General features: G+C 62.2%; 19 protein-coding genes and 1 pseudogene. 10 read left to right on the forward strand and 10 right to left on the reverse strand.

The genetic code is table 11. From position 1 onward, the window contains the following. The first annotated feature begins 4 nt into the window (after positions 1-4). A complete protein-coding gene (locus tag ACYPXD_RS02015; RefSeq protein ID WP_459706863.1) occupies positions 5-1,021 on the forward strand; it encodes an aliphatic sulfonate ABC transporter substrate-binding protein in 1,017 nt (338 codons plus the stop codon). A gap of 78 nt (positions 1,022-1,099) precedes the next feature. On the opposite strand, the gene ACYPXD_RS02020 is transcribed toward ACYPXD_RS02015, so the two are convergent. Further along, complete coding sequence (locus tag ACYPXD_RS02020; protein ID WP_459706978.1) at positions 1,100-1,708, reverse strand: superoxide dismutase; 609 nt, start codon at positions 1,706-1,708, stop codon at positions 1,100-1,102. Between the two features lie 618 nt (positions 1,709-2,326). On the opposite strand from ACYPXD_RS02020, the gene ACYPXD_RS02025 reads away from it, so the two are divergent. From ACYPXD_RS02025 to ACYPXD_RS02035, 3 genes are all read left to right on the forward strand, one after another. Then, positions 2,327-2,893 carry a TetR/AcrR family transcriptional regulator gene (locus tag ACYPXD_RS02025; RefSeq protein WP_459706866.1) on the forward strand — a complete coding sequence of 189 codons (567 nt, stop codon included), beginning with the start codon at positions 2,327-2,329 and terminating at the stop codon, positions 2,891-2,893. Between the two features lie 219 nt (positions 2,894-3,112). Next, a complete protein-coding gene (locus ACYPXD_RS02030) occupies positions 3,113-3,538 on the forward strand; it encodes an organic hydroperoxide resistance protein (RefSeq protein WP_459706868.1) in 426 nt (141 codons plus the stop codon). Positions 3,539-3,625: 87 nt separating this feature from the next. Next, a complete protein-coding gene (locus ACYPXD_RS02035) occupies positions 3,626-3,796 on the forward strand; it encodes a hypothetical protein (protein WP_459706870.1) in 171 nt (56 codons plus the stop codon). A gap of 135 nt (positions 3,797-3,931) precedes the next feature. Here the strand turns inward: ACYPXD_RS02035 and ACYPXD_RS02040 are convergent, their stop codons facing one another. The 6 genes from ACYPXD_RS02040 to ACYPXD_RS02065 all read right to left on the reverse strand — a co-directional run bounded on the left by ACYPXD_RS02040 (position 3,932) and on the right by ACYPXD_RS02065 (position 9,061). Continuing rightward, complete coding sequence (locus ACYPXD_RS02040) at positions 3,932-4,150, reverse strand: hypothetical protein (protein ID WP_459706872.1); 219 nt, start codon at positions 4,148-4,150, stop codon at positions 3,932-3,934. Between the two features lie 148 nt (positions 4,151-4,298). Next, on the reverse strand, positions 4,299-5,048 hold the full coding sequence (locus tag ACYPXD_RS02045; RefSeq protein WP_459706875.1) for an SDR family NAD(P)-dependent oxidoreductase: 750 nt from the start codon (positions 5,046-5,048) through the stop codon (positions 4,299-4,301). A 10-nt stretch (positions 5,049-5,058) separates the two neighbouring features. Beyond that, on the reverse strand, positions 5,059-6,372 hold the full coding sequence (locus ACYPXD_RS02050) for an MFS transporter (RefSeq protein ID WP_459706877.1): 1,314 nt from the start codon (positions 6,370-6,372) through the stop codon (positions 5,059-5,061). Positions 6,373-6,442: 70 nt separating this feature from the next. Continuing rightward, positions 6,443-6,970: a 2,4'-dihydroxyacetophenone dioxygenase family protein gene (locus tag ACYPXD_RS02055; RefSeq protein ID WP_459706879.1), complete on the reverse strand. Its 528-nt coding sequence runs from the start codon at positions 6,968-6,970 to the stop codon at positions 6,443-6,445. Positions 6,971-7,082: 112 nt separating this feature from the next. After that, complete coding sequence (locus ACYPXD_RS02060) at positions 7,083-8,021, reverse strand: DMT family transporter (protein ID WP_459706881.1); 939 nt, start codon at positions 8,019-8,021, stop codon at positions 7,083-7,085. Positions 8,022-8,155: 134 nt separating this feature from the next. Next, entirely contained in the window at positions 8,156-9,061 is a 906-nt protein-coding gene (locus ACYPXD_RS02065) for a LysR family transcriptional regulator (protein ID WP_459706883.1), read from the reverse strand. 203 nt (positions 9,062-9,264) lie between these two features. On the opposite strand from ACYPXD_RS02065, the gene ACYPXD_RS02070 reads away from it, so the two are divergent. The 4 genes from ACYPXD_RS02070 to ACYPXD_RS02085 all read left to right on the forward strand — a co-directional run bounded on the left by ACYPXD_RS02070 (position 9,265) and on the right by ACYPXD_RS02085 (position 12,220). Further along, a complete protein-coding gene (locus ACYPXD_RS02070; protein ID WP_459706886.1) occupies positions 9,265-10,008 on the forward strand; it encodes an SDR family oxidoreductase in 744 nt (247 codons plus the stop codon). Between the two features lie 71 nt (positions 10,009-10,079). Next, positions 10,080-10,298, forward strand: a complete 219-nt coding sequence (locus ACYPXD_RS02075) for a tautomerase family protein (RefSeq protein WP_459706888.1) — start codon at positions 10,080-10,082, stop codon at positions 10,296-10,298. Between the two features lie 225 nt (positions 10,299-10,523). Beyond that, positions 10,524-11,624, forward strand: a complete 1,101-nt coding sequence (locus ACYPXD_RS02080; protein WP_459706891.1) for a catalase family peroxidase — start codon at positions 10,524-10,526, stop codon at positions 11,622-11,624. Positions 11,625-11,731: 107 nt separating this feature from the next. Then, a complete protein-coding gene (locus tag ACYPXD_RS02085) occupies positions 11,732-12,220 on the forward strand; it encodes a cytochrome b (RefSeq protein WP_459706981.1) in 489 nt (162 codons plus the stop codon). Positions 12,221-12,508: 288 nt separating this feature from the next. On the opposite strand, the pseudogene ACYPXD_RS02090 reads toward ACYPXD_RS02085, so the two are convergent. Together ACYPXD_RS02090 and ACYPXD_RS02095 are read right to left on the reverse strand one after the other, a co-directional pair. Beyond that, positions 12,509-13,306, reverse strand: a pseudogene (locus ACYPXD_RS02090) (sterol desaturase family protein); the annotation flags it as partial. 241 nt (positions 13,307-13,547) lie between these two features. Further along, positions 13,548-14,165: a histidine phosphatase family protein gene (locus ACYPXD_RS02095; protein WP_459706894.1), complete on the reverse strand. Its 618-nt coding sequence runs from the start codon at positions 14,163-14,165 to the stop codon at positions 13,548-13,550. Between the two features lie 312 nt (positions 14,166-14,477). On the opposite strand from ACYPXD_RS02095, the gene ACYPXD_RS02100 reads away from it, so the two are divergent. Both ACYPXD_RS02100 and ACYPXD_RS02105 read left to right on the forward strand, forming a co-directional pair. Beyond that, a complete protein-coding gene (locus tag ACYPXD_RS02100; protein ID WP_459706896.1) occupies positions 14,478-14,909 on the forward strand; it encodes a carboxypeptidase regulatory-like domain-containing protein in 432 nt (143 codons plus the stop codon). A gap of 33 nt (positions 14,910-14,942) precedes the next feature. Beyond that, entirely contained in the window at positions 14,943-15,344 is a 402-nt protein-coding gene (locus tag ACYPXD_RS02105; RefSeq protein WP_459706898.1) for a hypothetical protein, read from the forward strand. 104 nt (positions 15,345-15,448) lie between these two features. Here ACYPXD_RS02105 and ACYPXD_RS02110 read toward each other — a convergent pair whose 3' ends face one another. Then, positions 15,449-16,273 carry a DUF2182 domain-containing protein gene (locus ACYPXD_RS02110; protein WP_459706983.1) on the reverse strand — a complete coding sequence of 275 codons (825 nt, stop codon included), beginning with the start codon at positions 16,271-16,273 and terminating at the stop codon, positions 15,449-15,451. Between the last annotated feature and the right edge of the window lie 39 nt (positions 16,274-16,312).

A 16,312-nucleotide genomic window follows, 5' to 3' on the forward strand; every position in this document is an offset into this window, starting at 1 on the left:
GCCAATGAATGTCACTTCATTTCTCGCGCAACCTCTGTTTCAGCGCGTATTCCGGCGTTATATCGCGCCTGCTTTAGCGCTTGCCGCACTGCTCGCGGGCAGCGTGTTTTGCGTCGAAGCGGCTGTTGCGCGCGAGACCGTAACAATCAGCTATCAACGCTCATCGACCTTGCTGATTCTGCTCAAACGCACCGGCGAACTCGAAAAGCGCCTCAACGCGCTCGGCTATGACGTGAGCTGGCACGAGTTCACGAGCGGTTTGCTCGAATCGCTGAATGCGGGCAGCGTCGATCTGCACGCCGATGTGGCCGACGCATTTGCGCTGTTCACACAAGCCGCGAACGCACCGCTCACCTACTACGCGGAAGAAACGTCCGCGCCATCGGCGCAGGCCATTATCGTGCCGCCGAACTCGCCGATTCGTCAGGTTGCCGATCTGAAGGGTAAACGCGTCGCGGTGTCGAAGGGCTCGGGCTGCAATTTCCTGTTGCTGGCGGCACTCAGGCAATCGGGCATGACGATCGACGATATCCAGGTCCGCTACCTCGAACCGCCGGATGCGCTCGCCGCATTTCGTGGCGGCAATCTCGACGCATGGGTAATCTGGGATCCGTTCCTCGCGGCTGAACAGCGCGACGCCAATGTGCGTGTGATCGCCGACGGCAGCAACGGCCTTGCGCAATACAACCGCTTCTATACGGCGACGACCGCATTCGCCGACAAGCATCCGGACGTCTTGCGCATCGTATTCGACGAATTGAATCGCACCGGCAAATGGGTGAAGACGCATCCGCAGGAAGCGGCGCAAATCCTGAGCCCGCTATGGGGCAATATTCCGCCGCAGACCGTCGCACTGGCAAACACGCGCCGCAGCTACGAGATCGTGCCGGTGCGCAGCGACCGGCTCGGCGACCAGCAGCGTATTGCAGACACCTACTACGCGGCGCATATGATTCCGAAGACGCTCAAGGCCACCGACATCCGGATCTGGACGCCGCCGCCCGCGACGTCACAACCGTAATGCTTTAGGTGCGCCTCGTAACGATGTGCGCGCGCGACGCTCGATTCGGATCGAACCTCGCGCGGCAATCGCATCCGGTCAAGCCAGCTTCTCGTAGTTCGCCGAGGCGAACTTCCAGTTGATCAGCCTGGCGGTCAGCCCTTTCAGATAGTCGGGCCGGCGATTCTGATAGTCGAGGTAATACGCGTGCTCCCACACGTCGACGGTCAGAAGCGGCGCCTTGCCCGACGTGAACGGCACATTGGCATTGCTCGTCTTCACCACCGAGAGCTTGCCGTTTTCAACGACGAGCCAGCCCCAGCCGCTGCCGAACTGCGACGCGGACACCTTGACCAGTTGCTCATGCAGACTATCGAACGAGCCGAAGTCGCGCATGATCGCGGCCTGCAGCGGCGCGCTCGGCTCGGTCGGCGTCGGGCTCATCGAATTCCAGTAGAAGTTGTGATTCCACGCCTGGCCCGCGTTGTTGAAGATGTCCTCGTGCTGCGTGTCGCCATACGTCTTGACGATGATCGTCTCGAGCGTCTGGCCTGCGAACGGCGTGCCGGGGACGAGCTTCGACAGGTTCTCGAAATACGCGCGATGGTGCTTGCCGTAGTGAATGCCGATGGTGCGTGCTGAAATCACCGGTTCGAGGGCATTCTCCGCATAAGGCAGCGGCGGCTGCTCCTGAGGTGAAGCGCCCAGATAAGCGGGCACCGCGGCAGAACTCGCGGCTCGTGCATCAACGGGCAGTATGCCGGCGGCCGTGCCGGCGATACTCGCCACGACCGCACTGGCAGCACCTTTCGTCGTTCTTGCAATAAAGTCGCGTCGTTCAAGGGAGGCGGCAGTCATCAGTTAGCCTTGAAAAAAGAGGGAGTGGAAACAGGCCACGCAGGCGTTGCCGCTTTCAATCGAACATTCGTCAATCGAATAAACGCAACGGCCGCTCCTTAAAACGGTCGACTCAACTGCGTTATTCCCTAACGGGCCAGCAAGCGATTCCTCGCTCTCTCTTTACATTTTTAAGGCAATTATGTGAAACCGCGGGCGCTAATGCATTTGTCAGGATCGCTTTTGTTTAATAGCGCTTCGCATTTGCGTGCCTGCAGTCGGTGCATCGCGCCGGCGCATGCCGCTCTCCATGAATTGCTTATCTGGACGCTTTGATACGGCGACGGCTGGTCGAGGAAGTTCTGCGCCGCAACGAACAGTCGTACATGGTGGATTATCGATGCGCCGCTGCGCCGCTGCACAAACGCATACAAAAAAAGTTTCGAGAAGTGCTTGACTATCTACCTAGTAGTAGATAAAGTACGAGCCATGGACACGACAGCAACAGTTCGCGAGCAGATTCTCGATAACGCCATTACGCTGATGATGCTGCATGGCTACAACGGGTTCAGCTATCGCGACCTGTCCGAACTGGTCGGTGTGAAGACGTCGAGCATTCACTACTACTTCCCGTCGAAGGAAGACCTGGTGCTCGAAGCCGTCAACGAATACAGCAACGAAATATCTGGCCTGCTGCGTTCGGTCGATGCGTCTTTGCCGGCCGATGCGAAGCTCGCGCGGTACACGAAGCTGTTTGGCCGCACGCTCGGCGACGGCGATCAGATCTGTTTGTGCGGCATGCTCGCCGCCGACATCGGATCGCTGCCGGACAATATTCGCGCGGCTGTGCAGGCGTTTTTCAAGGCCAACGAAAGCTGGCTGGCGAAGGTGCTGGCACAAGGCATCAAGGAACGCACGCTTGCCGTCAACGGCAAGCCGGAAAGCGCGGCGCGCACGCTGTTCGCCGCGTATCAGGGCAGCGTATTGACGAGCCGGTTGTTTCAGACAAAATCGCGGCTCGAAGAAATCGAAGCTTTGTGGAAGGTGTCAAAGTAGTAGGGATGTCACGCAGTCAACGCAGTCAACGCAGTCGCAGGTGGAGCGGTTCGCCGCTTGTTAGCAGCGCCGGCTCTCTATCTTCTAGTAGATTGAGAACCGGACAACAGGAAGCATTAAGCTGTAACGGGCTTTGGCCAATGGTCGGGTTGCATCGATGAGCCCACCGCCCAACCCGCAAGCAGCTCCATTTCACTCAATGTTCATCAGGAGTTCATCATGTCGATCGAAAAAGTGCTGTACCGCGCTCATGCCCACGCTACCGGCGGCCGTGACGGCCGTGCGACGGTGCAAAACAGCACGCTCGATTTCAAGCTGACCACGCCGCGCGAGCTCGGCGGCGCAGGCGGCGACGGCGCGAACCCGGAGCAGCTGTTCGCGGCCGGTTACAGCGCATGCTTTCTCGGCGCGATGAAGTTCGTCGCGGCGCGCGACAAGATCTCGATGCCGGCCGATGCATCGATCGATAGCAGCGTCGGTATCGGTCAGATTCCGAACGGCTTCGGCATCGAAGTCGAAATGAAGATCGCGCTGCCGGGCATGGATCGCGCCGCCGCGCAGCAACTGATCGACAAGGCACACGTCGTGTGTCCGTATTCGAACGCAACGCGCGGCAATATCGACGTCACGCTGACGTTGGTTTAAGCGGTTTTAAATGCCCCGGTATGGTCTGCGTGCCGCGATCGTGCCGGGTCCTCATTCCTCTACGCGTTGCGTGACGGAGCGCAGATCATGAGAAGAACCTTGACCGCGTCGCTGCTCGTCGGCGGCGCAAGCCTCACGGCCATCGCACTGGTCGCGGCCACCGCGGCGCTTAGCGCGCCGCAGTTCGCTTCGCCCGATCGTGCGTACGACACCGGCGCCGCGCCATTGGCGGTTATCGCCGCGGCTTCCCGGGCGTAATCGTTTCGAACCGCTCGCCGTTTGGCGGCGGCGTCTGACCGGCGCCGAGCGCGTGATCATAGCTTCAGGCCGTTTAGCCGCGCACAATAGGTAAAAACAACGGCGCCGGTCGGCCCCGCGGTACAAGTGCGCGGCTCAGTCCGCGTCGGGCGCCATGCCGTCGCGAATCCGGTCGATCTGGATCGCGATATGCTCAAGGCGTTCGAGATGGGACGGCATCGTCGCCAGCGCCTTTAGCGCTTCGACGCGACGCTTCCAGTATCCGATATCGACGCGGTAGGCAACGGACAGCATGCGGACCACTTGCTCGAGATGAGCGATGTCCCCTTCAATTATTTGATCCGTTGGATTCATCTGTACTCCACGACTTGTCGGGTGTCCTCCATCGTCCCGATCAACTTTCGCAGGCTAGCAATCGCGGCCTTAAGGGAAGCTTAAGCATGAGCCTGCGTGCGCGTTATTAGATGCGCTCGCAACGAGTGCGGCATAACGGAATCGACAGCTAAACCACGAGATAGCCGCCATCGACCGGCAGCACCGCGCCCGTGATAAACGACGCTGCCGGCGAGCACAGAAACGCGACCGCCGGACCGATATCGTCGGGCGTGCCCCAGCGCTTGAGCGGCGTGCGATCGAGTATTGCCTGCGAACGCGCTTCGTCGTCCTGCAGCGCTTGTGTGAGCGGCGTCGCGATCCAGCCGGGCGCGACTGCATTCACGCGAATGCGATCTGCCGCATAGGCAATCGCCAGCGAACGTGTCAACTGCGCGACGCCGCCCTTGCTCGCGCTATAGCCGGGCACGAGTCCGCCGCCGAAAAAGCTCAGCATCGAAGCGGTATTGACGATGGCGCCGCCGCTCGCGCGCAATAGCGGCCGTGCGGCGGCGCATGCGCGCATCGTGCCGGTCAGGTTCACGTCGAGCACCTGTGCGAACACATCCGGGTCGAACTCCTCACCGCGACGGATGATACCGGCGCAATTCACCAGCACGTCGAGCGCCGCCAGCGAGTTGAAGAGCGCATCGACGCTCTGCCGCGAGGACACGTCGAGTGCGGCCGTTTCGATGCCGTCCGCGGCAAGCGCATCGCGCTGCATATCGGCCGGCATGAGCGCGGCTGCGATCACGCGCGCGCCGAGCGCCGCGAACTGCCGCGCGACACCCGCGCCGATGCCCTGCGTACCGCCCGTCACGACGACGGTCTTGCCGGCGAACAGGTCCGGTTGAAACGTCGCTGCCAACGCTGTGTTCATCGCACTGTGTTCACGAATGAGTAACCGGTGTCCGCGCGGCCGCGCCTTGGTCGATCGTATCGGCGATCGGCACGCGCACGACGAACATATAAACGAGCGCCGCCGCAAACGATACCCCCGCGCTGATCAGAAACGCGTTGACGAACGAATGCGTCCGATCGACCACGACACCGGTGATAAACGGCGCAAACGACCCGCCGAAATAGCCGCCGAAGTTCTGGATGCTGCCGAGCGACGCGACCAGATGCCGCGGCGCCGATACGCTGACGAGCGCCCACGCGGCGCCGCTCGCGAGATTGACGAAGTACATCGCAGCGGAAAGATAAACGAGCGCCAGCGTGAGGTTCGGTGTGTAAGCGGCTGGCACCGTGAACACGGCGGCGCCGATCAACCCGGTGCAGATCGGCCACTTGCGGCTGCGCATTGGCGCCATGCCGCGCGCCATCAGCCCATCGGCGATAAACCCGCTCGACAGCATGCCGAGCGTGCCGAACAGATAAGGAATCGATACGATCCAGCCGGTCTTCGCGATCGTCAGATGCCGCTCGTGTTCGAGATACGCAGGCAGCCACGTCAGATACAGCCACACCATATAGATCACACCCATAAAGCCGAAGATCATGCCCCACGTGGTCGCCTTGCGGAACAAACCGCGCCATTCCGCCAAGGTCATCGTTCGCTCGGCGCGCGCAAGCGGTTCCGCTTCGGTCAGATGCCGCACTTCGTTCTGTTCGAGCGAGACTTCGGCGCGATTGCGATAGATCAGATACCAGCCGATCGCGACGGCAATGCCGAGCACGCCCATCACGACGAACATCCAGCGCCAGCCGAAGGCGAGCAACAGCACGGTCAGGATCGGCGGCGCCAGTGCGGGGCCGATGGTCGACGACGTGGTGAAGATGCCCGTCGGCCGGCCGCGTTCGCGCAACGCATACCATTCGCTGACGACCTTCGCGCCGGCCGGAAATTGCGGTGCCTCGCCGATGCCGAGCGCGATACGCGCGGCCAGAAACTGCGGCAGCGTTTGCACCAGGCCACCGCAAAGTTGCGCGCACGACCAGACGAACATGCCGAGGCCGAGCATCAGTCGCGCGCCGAAACGATCGAGCAGCACGCCGACCGGCAACTGCGAAAACGCATACGCAAACGAAAATGCCGACAAAAGCAGGCCCATTTGCGATGCGGTCAAACCCAATTCGCCGCTGACCGAATGATTGGCGATCGACAGCGTGCTCCGATCGAGATAGTTGACGATGCCGGCGAGCGTCAGAAACGCGATCGCGATCCATTGAATGCGCCTCAGACGCGGCGTCTTTGCTTCCATTGCTTTGTCTCCCCCTGAATGCTCTTGCGAGTCTGTGCGGGTGGTTTGCTTTACACTGCGCGCCTTTCAGCTAGCGGATGAACTGGTCGACATAGTCCGCGCCGAGCCCGACCTTCTGATAATGGGCGCGGCACATATCGAGCTTCGTGAACACATCCTCGTAGCCCGTGTAGTTGCCATGTGGATCGCAGTAGTACATCACGCCGTTCACCTGAAAATACGTGATCATCTCTTCGACGTCCTCGGGCACGTAAAGCGTATGCGTTTCGCCCGGCGGCTCGAATACGTAGCTGCCTTCGCTGGCGATCCAGTCGTGTTCGAGATAGAGCCAGCGGCCCTTGAGCACGAAACCGTGTACCGCTTGCGGATGACGATGGCGGCTCAGCACGCCGGACCTGCGCACGCGCAGCAGGTTCATCCAGTAGCCCGACGAAACATTGAGGCACAGCGGACGGAACCAGACGTTTTCGGCTTGCGGCACCCATAAACGTTCATCTTGTGGAATCGCGGAACTGACGACGATCTCACGCAGCGCTTCGCGCGGATTCGGGAGCTGATAAGGCGTCATTGCAGCGGCGTCTTTGGCGGGGGCCGGCATCGCGTCTCCTTGATCGTTCGCGCTGCCTATGTTGCGCAGCGTTGTCCAGATTGTGAACGGCGTGTCTTTTATGTTTCTTATGACGCGATGGTTGACCCGTTCACGCGCTGTGTCAAGTTACGCGGCGCGCATCGCGCATCAACACCTGGCGCAGCCACCCTTGCCCGTTCACCACGATCAAGCCGATCAGTACAAACGCGGAGCCGATGATAAAAGCGATCGACACGCGTTCATGCAGCAGCACGATGCCAAGCGCGACGCCGAAGAGCGGCGTCAGGAACGACAGCACGCCGAGCTTCGCCGCAAAGTACTTCCGCAATAGCCAGAACCACGTGAGGTAGCTCAAGAACGAAATAACGACGGACTGGAAAGCAAGGCTTCCCCATACGAGCGCCGTACTGTGGAAATGCGTATCGCCGATCGCGACGGCAAACGGCAGCAATAGAACGAAAGCGACCGCGAGCTGGTAAAACAGCGTCTGCGCAGCCGGCGCCTCGCTCAGGCGGCTCGTGCGAATCACGACGGTCGTGAGTCCCCACGATGCGCCCGCGCATAAGCCGATAAAGTCGCCGAGCAGCCAGTCGCGCGATGCGGCATTCGCGTCGCCGCTTCCGAAAGCCGGTGCAAGAAATGCCACCGCGAGGCCCGCGAAGGCGAGACCGATGCCCACCCATTGCAGCAGCGTCAAGCGTTCGTCGGGAATCCGCAGATGCAGGCCGACGGCCGCGAACATCGGCGCGGTGTAGATCAGCACGGCCATATGCGACGCATTCGTGCGGCGCAGTCCTTCGGCAATAAACAGGAACTCGAGCGCAAACAGAATGCCTGCCACAAGCCCCGAACGCAGCGCGATGCCGGGCAGCCAGCGCTCGCGCGCGACGAGGCGACTGAAAATCCAGACCAGCAGCGCCGCGATGCCGCAACGCACCGCAACCTGCAGCATCGGCGATACGTCCGCAATGACCGCCTTGATCGCGACCTGCTGCAACCCCCAGGCGAGGCAGAGCACGATCATCACTGTTGCGGCGAATCCGTCGATCGGTTTTCTCATGCTTGTGGTGCTTTCGTATCGTTAAGGAGACTCGAAGCATAAAGCTTATCGACAAGCAACGCGATACGCGGTGCGACGACCTCAGGCGGCCCGATCAAACGATCCGATTAATCGATCCGATCAAGCGATCCCGATCAAGCGGCCCCGAACTTCTGCGCATACAGCTCGCCAAGCCAGTCGACAAACACGCGCACGCGCGGCGACAGCTGCCGCCGGTACGGATACAGCGCGGACACGACCAGTTCGCGGCTTGTCCATCGCGCCAGCACTTCGACGAGGCGGCCGTCGCGCAGTTCGTCCTCCACATGAAAACGCGGCACCTGAATCAGTCCGCAGCCGCGCAGCGCACAGACCACATTGTTCTCCGCATCGTTGACCGACATCCAGCCGCCGATCGCGTACTCGCGAATCGCGCCGTCGACGGTCAGTTCGAACGGGTAGTCGGAACCGCCGCCGCTTGCAAAGAACCGCACCGCCTGATGCGCGGCGAGTTCCTCGGGATGGTGCGGTGTGCCGTGCCGCGCCAGATAGTCGGGACTCGCGCAGATCACCTGCGGCATCGATGCGAGACGCCGCGCAACGAGGCTCGAATCGCGCGGATTGCCGGCCCGTATCACGCAATCGACGCCCTCCCGCACGAGATCGACCAACCGGTCGCCGCTGCTCACGACGAGTTCGACATTCGGATAGCGGCTGTGAAATTCGTCGATGCGCGCAAGCACGATGCGCGTCGCATGCGTGCCGTGCATATCGACGCGCAGCACGCCGCGCGGATTCGACGCGACATGACGCAACGAGGCTTCCGCATCGTCGAGTTCGCTGAGCACCTGCACGCAACGTTCGTAAAACGCCTGGCCGTCTAGCGTGGGCCGCACCTGACGCGTGGTCCGCTCGAGCAGCCGCGTGCCGAGGCGCGCCTCCAGTTCCTTGATCGCATAGGTGGCCGTCGCGCGCGGGATGTCGAGCATGTCCGCCGCGCGGCTAAAGCTTTGCACTTCGACGATCCGGGTGAAGAGCTGCAGTGCGTCGAGTCGGTCCATGGTCGGTCTTTATTCAGGCAAATGGAATGAAAGTACGTGACTAGCGCCTATTTATCACATCCGCTGAATTTTTTCCGACAACGACCGCTGATTATTGAGCCTCATTGAATTCAATTCGCAATGGATGCCATTTATCCCGGCTACTTAAACAACAACAATGCTCATCAGGCAGACGCCATTTCCATCACTTGAAGAGCAGACATATGAACAACGACAGCACCCAGAAAGTGGCGATCGTCACCGGCGGCTCGCGCGGCATCGGTCAGGCGATTGCAACACGACTCGCGGCGGACGGCTTTGCCGTTGCAATCCATTACGCAAGCAACGGCGCCAAGGCGGAAGAAACCATCCACGCGATCCGCACGGTCGGCGGCACGGCGATCGCCATTCAGGGCGACGTCGGCGACCCGCACGACGTCGCACGCCTGTTCCGCCAGACCATGCACGAGTTCGGCCGCATCGACGTCGTGGTCAATAGCGCCGGCGTCATGCCGATGGCGAAGATCGACCTCGATAACCTCGGCACATTGGACAAAGCCATCGCGACGAACCTGCGCGGCGCGTTCAACGTGATGGCCCAGGCGGCCGCGCACCTCGACGACGGCGGCCGGATCATCGTGATCTCTTCGAGCGTGATCGCGAAGTCGTTTCCGGGCTACGGTCCGTATATCGCGAGCAAGGCCGCCGTCGAATCGCTCGTGCCGGTGCTCGCGAACGAGCTGCGCGGACGTGCGATCACCGTCAATGCCGTGGCGCCCGGGCCGGTCGGCACCGACCTGTTCCTCGAAGGCAAGTCCGAGGAACTGATCGCGCACCTCGCGAAGCTCGCGCCGCTCGAGCGGCTCGGCAAACCCGACGAGATCGCCTCGGCCGTATCGTTCCTCGCCGGCCCCGACGGCGCATGGGTCAACGCGCAGGTCGTGCGCGTGAACGGCGGCTACGCCTGAGCGCCGGCACGCTTTTTGTTCACTCACGCGTCATGCGTATTCCATTAGCACACCAACCCAAGGAAATCTTTATGCCGTTTGCCAATTTCAAATTCCCCGAAGGCCTGCTCGACGCCGCCCGCAAGGAGGAAATCATCCACCGCACGACCGCGATGTTCGTCGAATATTTCGGCGAAAAGGCGCGCCCTTACTCGATGGTGCTGGTCGAGGAAGTCGCCGACGGCGGCTGGGGACGCGCCGACGAAACGCTTACGCTCGAAAAGATGGGCAAGGCGCCCAAGCGGGTCTAGCCCCGGGTCTAGCCCGGGAATAGACCAGAACCGCACGTTCCCACACAAAAAGAAAATTGGTCGTGCTATCGGAACATGCTAGAAATTTGAAAGCAGCATACTGGCGCTCCATCAGGCGGTCCGGCGGCCCGGCGGCCGGAGCGCTGGGGCTGCCTTGCCTCGCTCGCTGCATGCTTGCGCCGGCGGATTTGCCTTCCCCACATATGCTTTTACGGAGGTCGCTCGATGTCGTCTCCAGGTCCGTCGCGCAAGCCCAACCCTCATCCGTTACGCGCGTTAGCGGCGATCGCGCTGATCGTCGTCGTGCTGTTGCTGCTGTTCGCATGGGCGGGCGGCTGGCTCACACCCAACCGCACGAGCGGCTCGACACTCGTCAACATCCTCCAATTCAACGCCGGCAGGATCTATCCGGGCTTCAGACGCGCGCATGCGAAGGGCATCTGCGTGAGCGGTCATTTCGACTCGAACGGCGCGGGAACGGCACTCTCCAGCGCCGCGTTGTTCGCGCAAGGCTCGGTGCCGGTGATCGGCCGCTTCAACACGGGCAGCGCGGTGCCGACCAGCAACGACGACGATCAGATCTTCCACGGACTCGGCCTGCGTTTCCAGTTGTCCGACGGCGAGGAATGGCGCATGGCGCTCGACCAGACGCCGATCTTTGTCGTATCGAACCCGGCCGACTTTATCGCGCTGCAGGTTGCCTCGAAGCCCGATCCGGACACGCATAAGCCCGACCCGGAAAAGATGAAGGCGTTTTTGTCGACGCACCCGGAAACGCAGCGCTTTCTCGAGTACATGGGCAAAACGCCGATGCCGTCGAGCTTCGCGAACGGCACCTATCACAGCATCAATGCGTTTCGCTTCACCACCGGCACCGGCACGATCCGGTACGTGCGCTGGCAGTTCGAACCGGAGCAGCCGTTCACGGCGCTCGACAAGAGCAAGGCGAGCGCGCTCGGGCCGAACTTCCTGTTCAACGACTTGCTGCAGCGCGTCCATAACGGTCCGGTGAAGTGGCACATGATCCTGATACCGGCCAACCCCGGCGATCAGACCGACAACGCCACGATCGAATGGAGTCCCGACCATCAGCGCATCGATGCGGGCACGCTCGTATTCGATCAGATCGCGACGGAAGAAGACGGCCACTGCCGCGACTACAACTACGATCCGCTGATTCTGCCGAAGGGCGTCGCCCGCTCCGAAGACCCGTTGCTGCCCGCGCGCTCGGCCGCCTACTCGGCCTCGTTCAGGCGGCGCGCGGCCGAAGGTCCGCGCCCCGATGCCATCACACTCGAACTGCAGCAAAACGGAGCGGCTCAATGAACACACCGAACAACGTCTCGCCGCAGGCTCCTGTTTCCCGACCCGCGCCCGCCCGCCGCTTCGAAGGCGAGCGCTTCGTCCTGCCCGCGCGCATCCTGCACTGGCTGATGGCGATCCTGATTCTCGCGATGCTGTATGTCGGTGCGGGGATGGTCTCGACGGTCAGCGAGCGTTATCCGCAGTTGCTCGCGTGGCACCGGCCGCTCGGCATCGCGGTGCTGATTCTCGCGCTGATCCGTCTCGGCGTGCGGCTCACGCATCGCCCGCCGCCGCTGCCCGCCGATCTGCCTGTGCTGCAGGCCGTGGTGGCGAAGGCGTCACACTACGTGCTCTACGCTCTGATGATCGCGATGCCGCTGATCGGCTGGGCGATGCAGTCCGCGGGCGGCTACCCGGTCATCATGTGGAAAGGCTTCGAACTGCCGCCGATCCTGCCGCACGATATCGTCGTCTACGGCCAGTTGCGCCGTGCGCACGGCTTGCTCGGCTATGCGTTTTTCCTGCTGATTCTTGGGCATATGGCGGCCGCGCTGATGCATGCGTGGGTTCGCCGCGACGGCGTGTTCGAGAGCATGGCCGGCGGCGGCGATTCGTAGAATCTCCGCCCCGCGCTTCAGGGCTCGGGCACGTGCCTCGATCTTCGCCTGTTCCGCTGCCCGGCGGCGCATATCTTCGGTGGTTTCGCCGTTGCCGTCGGGCAGCCAGCCCGGCGGCCGGAACAGATGGTTCAGTGCAATGCCCACATTCCTCGCGCTCACCACGTCGCGCGCAAGCGTCGCCCAGTGTTCGAATTCGACGACGAGCGGATTGCGCGTGCGGGTCGGCGTAACGAGGCCATAGCGGCACGGCAGGTCCTTGCGCTCGGATACATAGGTGCCGAACAGCCGGTCGAAAACGATCAGTACGCCGCCGTAATTCGCATCGAGGTATTCGAGATTCGACGCATGATGCACACGGTGAGCGGACGGCGTGTTGAACACATATTCGAGGAAACCGAGCTTCGGCGTCCACGTGTTGTGAATCCAGAACTGGTACCAGAGGTTGACCGACAGCACGAGCATCGCGATATGCGGCTGCACGCCGAGCCAGACGAGCGGCACGAAGAAGAGCCCCATGCCGGAGAAATTCGTCGTCCAGCCGAGCCGGTAGGCCGTCGCGAGCGTCAGCTGGTTCGGCGAATGGTGCACCGCATGCGTGGCCCACATCAGACGCACACGGTGCGCCGTGCGGTGATACCAGTAGTAGCAGAACTCCTGCGCAAGAAACACGAGCAGCAGCGTCGGGACCGAATGTATCGCTACCGTATGGATGCGGTGACGCCAGGCGAACGCGAGCATCGGCGCCGCGAGCGAGAGCGGCACGAGGTCGATCAGCTTGCGGCCGACCATATCGAGCAGCGACAGCCGCATTTCATTCCAGTCGAAGCGCGCGCCGCCGCGGTGCCGGTGCCGCCACTGCAGCACGAACGCTTCGACCAGCGAAATGCCGACGAACACCATCGGGACGATATAGGTGAGCTTCAGGGTAGGTGCCATGATCGTAGAGAGAGCGAACAGTTTCAGGGCCGGGAATCTTCGCGTCGGCTGGCTGAATCGTTGCGTGCGCACCGTCGCGTCCCACGCAGGCACTCTAGAAAGCGAAGCGGTTAAAAGCCATCGACAAACTATGTCGAGGTGTGTCATGGCTCAGGCGCTTACGCGCAGCGGCGATTGCGCGGACATGGCGTCGCCGCGGCGCATACCGCGACATACGGCGACATAAGTTTTGCGGCGCGCGGCGACCGCTTACGCCGTCGCTGCGATCGGCGCGACGGCAGCGACGGTATGAGCTGACGAATCGAACATTGAAGCGCGCAACAAGTGCGGAAAGCGCGCAAAGCGCCTGAAAAGGCGTGAGGAAACGAAATAAAGCGTGCCGCCTGCGTCAGCGCAACGACGACGGCAGCAGATTCCACTGCCGTATTGCGCGAATATCGCGCTCGAAACCGAGAATGCTGATCGACGCCGTGTCCAGATACAGATGCGCGCCGAATCTGACCGAATTCGCGACCCAGCATCCGGCCAGCGAGCGCAGGAAATGCGAATGCGAGAAGAGCGCGGTGCGCCCCGGCATCGCGAGCAGGCGTTCGATCAGCGCGCTCGCGCGCGCCTGCACCTGTTCGGCGCTTTCGCCTTCCGGAATCGGCGAATGCCAGACGGTCCAGTCGGGCACGCTGTCGCGAATCTCTTTGGTCGTGCGTCCTTCGTAGATGCCGTAGTCCCACTCGCGCAGGTCGGGTTCGATCTGAACGTGCTCGCCGAGCCCCGCAAGGTGACAGGTGTCCAACGCGCGCGAGCGTGGGCTCGAAAAAACCGAGTCGAAATGCACGTCGCGAAGCCGCGGCACGAGCGCGCGCGCCTGATCGCGCCCATGGTCGGTCAGCGGAATGTCCGTGCGCCCTGTGTGATTGCCATTGAGGCTCCACTCGGTTTCGCCATGACGGATCAGCCAGATTTCGCGGTGGCTGGCCGACTCATGCTCGTGTTCTGCAGCAGTGTTCATCGTCTGACTCCCGGATTCATGGCTCATTCGCGCACCGCATGGTCTCGATGACGGTACACGCAGGTTCGAAGAGGCAATCTCGCGACGTTCGATTTTATGTCAGCGGCAAAATCGCCGCCTCCGCACGGGGGAACGCCTGACGGGCATTGATACGCGAGACCTGGCGGCAAATCGAAAGGAACGGCTGATGTCATCGGCAAACGGCGCGTGCGGTTTCAATAGCGACGATCGGATCGATCTGTGACACTGTTCGTCGATGCCACGCATCGACCTGCATCAGAACATGAACCGGTCATTCAAAGGAGTGCAACTATGCAACTAAAGACTATTCAGCGTTCGACTGTTGCATGTGCCGCGACGCTTTTGCTCACCTTATCGGGTTACGCGTTCGCGCAAAGCCCCGACTTGCCGCCTGTGCAAACGCAAGGCGACATCAGCTACGTGTCGGGCGGCATCGGCCACGACGAGGCCGAAGCGCTGCACCACGATGAAAACCAGTGGCCGCTCGCGCTGGGCTTCTTCGGTCCGACGGCCGACTATCTCGCCGACGTGCACGTGCGCATCGCCGATTCGAAGGGTACCGAAGTCATGCACGCCGATTCGCGCGGGCCCTATATGCTGGTGAAACTGCCCGCCGGAAGCTATAACGTCTATGCGCGCTACAAGACCGAAGAAAAGCATCAGGTGGTCAATGTGTCCGGCAATGGGCACCAGCGCGTGTCGTTCCGCTTCAGCATCCAGTAATGCGGTTCTCAAAGCGTGGATACGGAGGGCATCATGCGGTTCGATTCGATCAGAACGACACTCGCAGTAGTCGGTTGCGGCGCGCTGCTCGCCGCCTGTGCGTCACCGCAGGAACGCGCGAGCGCGAAGGACGACATGCTCTCGGCCGCGGGCTTCACGATTCTGCCGGCCAACACGCCCGAGCGCAGGCTCGAATTGCAGAGCTTGCCGCCGAATAAGGTCGTACAGAAGGTCCAGGGCGATAAGGTCGTGTTCCTTTATGCGGACCCGTATGCGTGCGGGTGCCTTTATATCGGCGACGAGACCGCATGGAATACCTATCGCAAACAGCAGTTCGAGGCCAACCTCGCGCGCGAGCAGCAGATGACCGCGCAGATGAACGAACAGGCGGCGTGGGATTGGGGGCCGTGGGGACCGGGATGGTGGCGGTATTGATACGACGCGCGACGTGTGGCGCACTTGATGCGCCAGACATCGAACGCGGTGTCGTGCGCTGATGCGTGCGAGCATCGGGAAACGAAGGCGTTATCGCGGCGCGGCTACGATGCACCGCTGACCGATGCACGCGCAAGCATCACCGCTCCGATCATAACGACTGCCGCGCCGATCGCGCGTGCGACACGCTCGCCGTTCGGCGCGAGCCGTTCCGCGGTGATCGCCGCTGTGACGGCCGCCATCACTCGCAGATCCATCACGCCGGCCGCCAGCAGAACCGCTGTCGAACCCGCGCAACAGCATACGCAGTGGAGGCCGTGGCGCAAGCCGTCGCGCCACGCGTGCGCGATATACGCCGTGGCCAATGCGCCCCTCTGCTCCACGGCGCAATGCAATGTGCCGCGACAGCACGCGAGATGACGCGCCTTCCATGCGCCGCACTGCACGATGCCGGCGATCAGCACGACGACGCCGCCCGCCAGCGGAACGCCGCGTGCAAACATGGGCCACTGCATCGCGAGCATGGCCAACGCAGCGCCCGGTGGAAACACCACGGCTCCGAGCGCGGCCCAGACTACGAAGTAGCCCAGGCCGGCGCAAGCGGTCAAACGCCTTGCACGTGAATGTCCGAGGCGGCCGACGGTCTCGTGATACCGCCACAGCGTCGGCGCGAGCGACGGCAGCATCATCGCGACCATCATGACGATCCACATGCCGATATACGATGCGGCCGCGCGCGGCCACGTCTGTCCGCACATCCGCGACCACGCCATCGACATCGACCAGCCGCCGGGCATCGGCGTGTCGCCCATCGCCGACATCGACACGCATGCGACCGCCGTCAGCGCCGCGCTCGCGATAAACAGCAAGACGGACACGCCGACGAACACACGCCGCGAAGCGGCTGTCGACGCCGCAGGGGTGAAGATTTCGCGGCGATGCCCGGTGGCTGCGGTGGCGACGGAGGT

It is taken from the genome of Paraburkholderia sp. 2C (assembly GCF_054589215.1).

Coding starts and splice junctions, on each gene's coding strand:
- ACYPXD_RS02015 (WP_459706863.1), top strand. CDS start 5: ATGAATGTCACTTCATTTCTCGCGCAACCTCTGTTTCAGCGCGTATTC.
- ACYPXD_RS02100 (WP_459706896.1), top strand. CDS start 14,478: ATGCAACTAAAGACTATTCAGCGTTCGACTGTTGCATGTGCCGCGACG.
- ACYPXD_RS02035 (WP_459706870.1), top strand. CDS start 3,626: ATGAGAAGAACCTTGACCGCGTCGCTGCTCGTCGGCGGCGCAAGCCTC.
- ACYPXD_RS02050 (WP_459706877.1), bottom strand. CDS start 6,372: ATGGAAGCAAAGACGCCGCGTCTGAGGCGCATTCAATGGATCGCGATC.
- ACYPXD_RS02040 (WP_459706872.1), bottom strand. CDS start 4,150: ATGAATCCAACGGATCAAATAATTGAAGGGGACATCGCTCATCTCGAG.
- ACYPXD_RS02060 (WP_459706881.1), bottom strand. CDS start 8,021: ATGAGAAAACCGATCGACGGATTCGCCGCAACAGTGATGATCGTGCTC.
- ACYPXD_RS02045 (WP_459706875.1), bottom strand. CDS start 5,048: ATGAACACAGCGTTGGCAGCGACGTTTCAACCGGACCTGTTCGCCGGC.
- ACYPXD_RS02095 (WP_459706894.1), bottom strand. CDS start 14,165: ATGAACACTGCTGCAGAACACGAGCATGAGTCGGCCAGCCACCGCGAA.
- ACYPXD_RS02080 (WP_459706891.1), top strand. CDS start 10,524: ATGTCGTCTCCAGGTCCGTCGCGCAAGCCCAACCCTCATCCGTTACGC.
- ACYPXD_RS02055 (WP_459706879.1), bottom strand. CDS start 6,970: ATGCCGGCCCCCGCCAAAGACGCCGCTGCAATGACGCCTTATCAGCTC.
- ACYPXD_RS02105 (WP_459706898.1), top strand. CDS start 14,943: ATGCGGTTCGATTCGATCAGAACGACACTCGCAGTAGTCGGTTGCGGC.
- ACYPXD_RS02085 (WP_459706981.1), top strand. CDS start 11,732: ATGGCGATCCTGATTCTCGCGATGCTGTATGTCGGTGCGGGGATGGTC.
- ACYPXD_RS02025 (WP_459706866.1), top strand. CDS start 2,327: ATGGACACGACAGCAACAGTTCGCGAGCAGATTCTCGATAACGCCATT.
- ACYPXD_RS02065 (WP_459706883.1), bottom strand. CDS start 9,061: ATGGACCGACTCGACGCACTGCAGCTCTTCACCCGGATCGTCGAAGTG.
- ACYPXD_RS02070 (WP_459706886.1), top strand. CDS start 9,265: ATGAACAACGACAGCACCCAGAAAGTGGCGATCGTCACCGGCGGCTCG.
- ACYPXD_RS02030 (WP_459706868.1), top strand. CDS start 3,113: ATGTCGATCGAAAAAGTGCTGTACCGCGCTCATGCCCACGCTACCGGC.
- ACYPXD_RS02075 (WP_459706888.1), top strand. CDS start 10,080: ATGCCGTTTGCCAATTTCAAATTCCCCGAAGGCCTGCTCGACGCCGCC.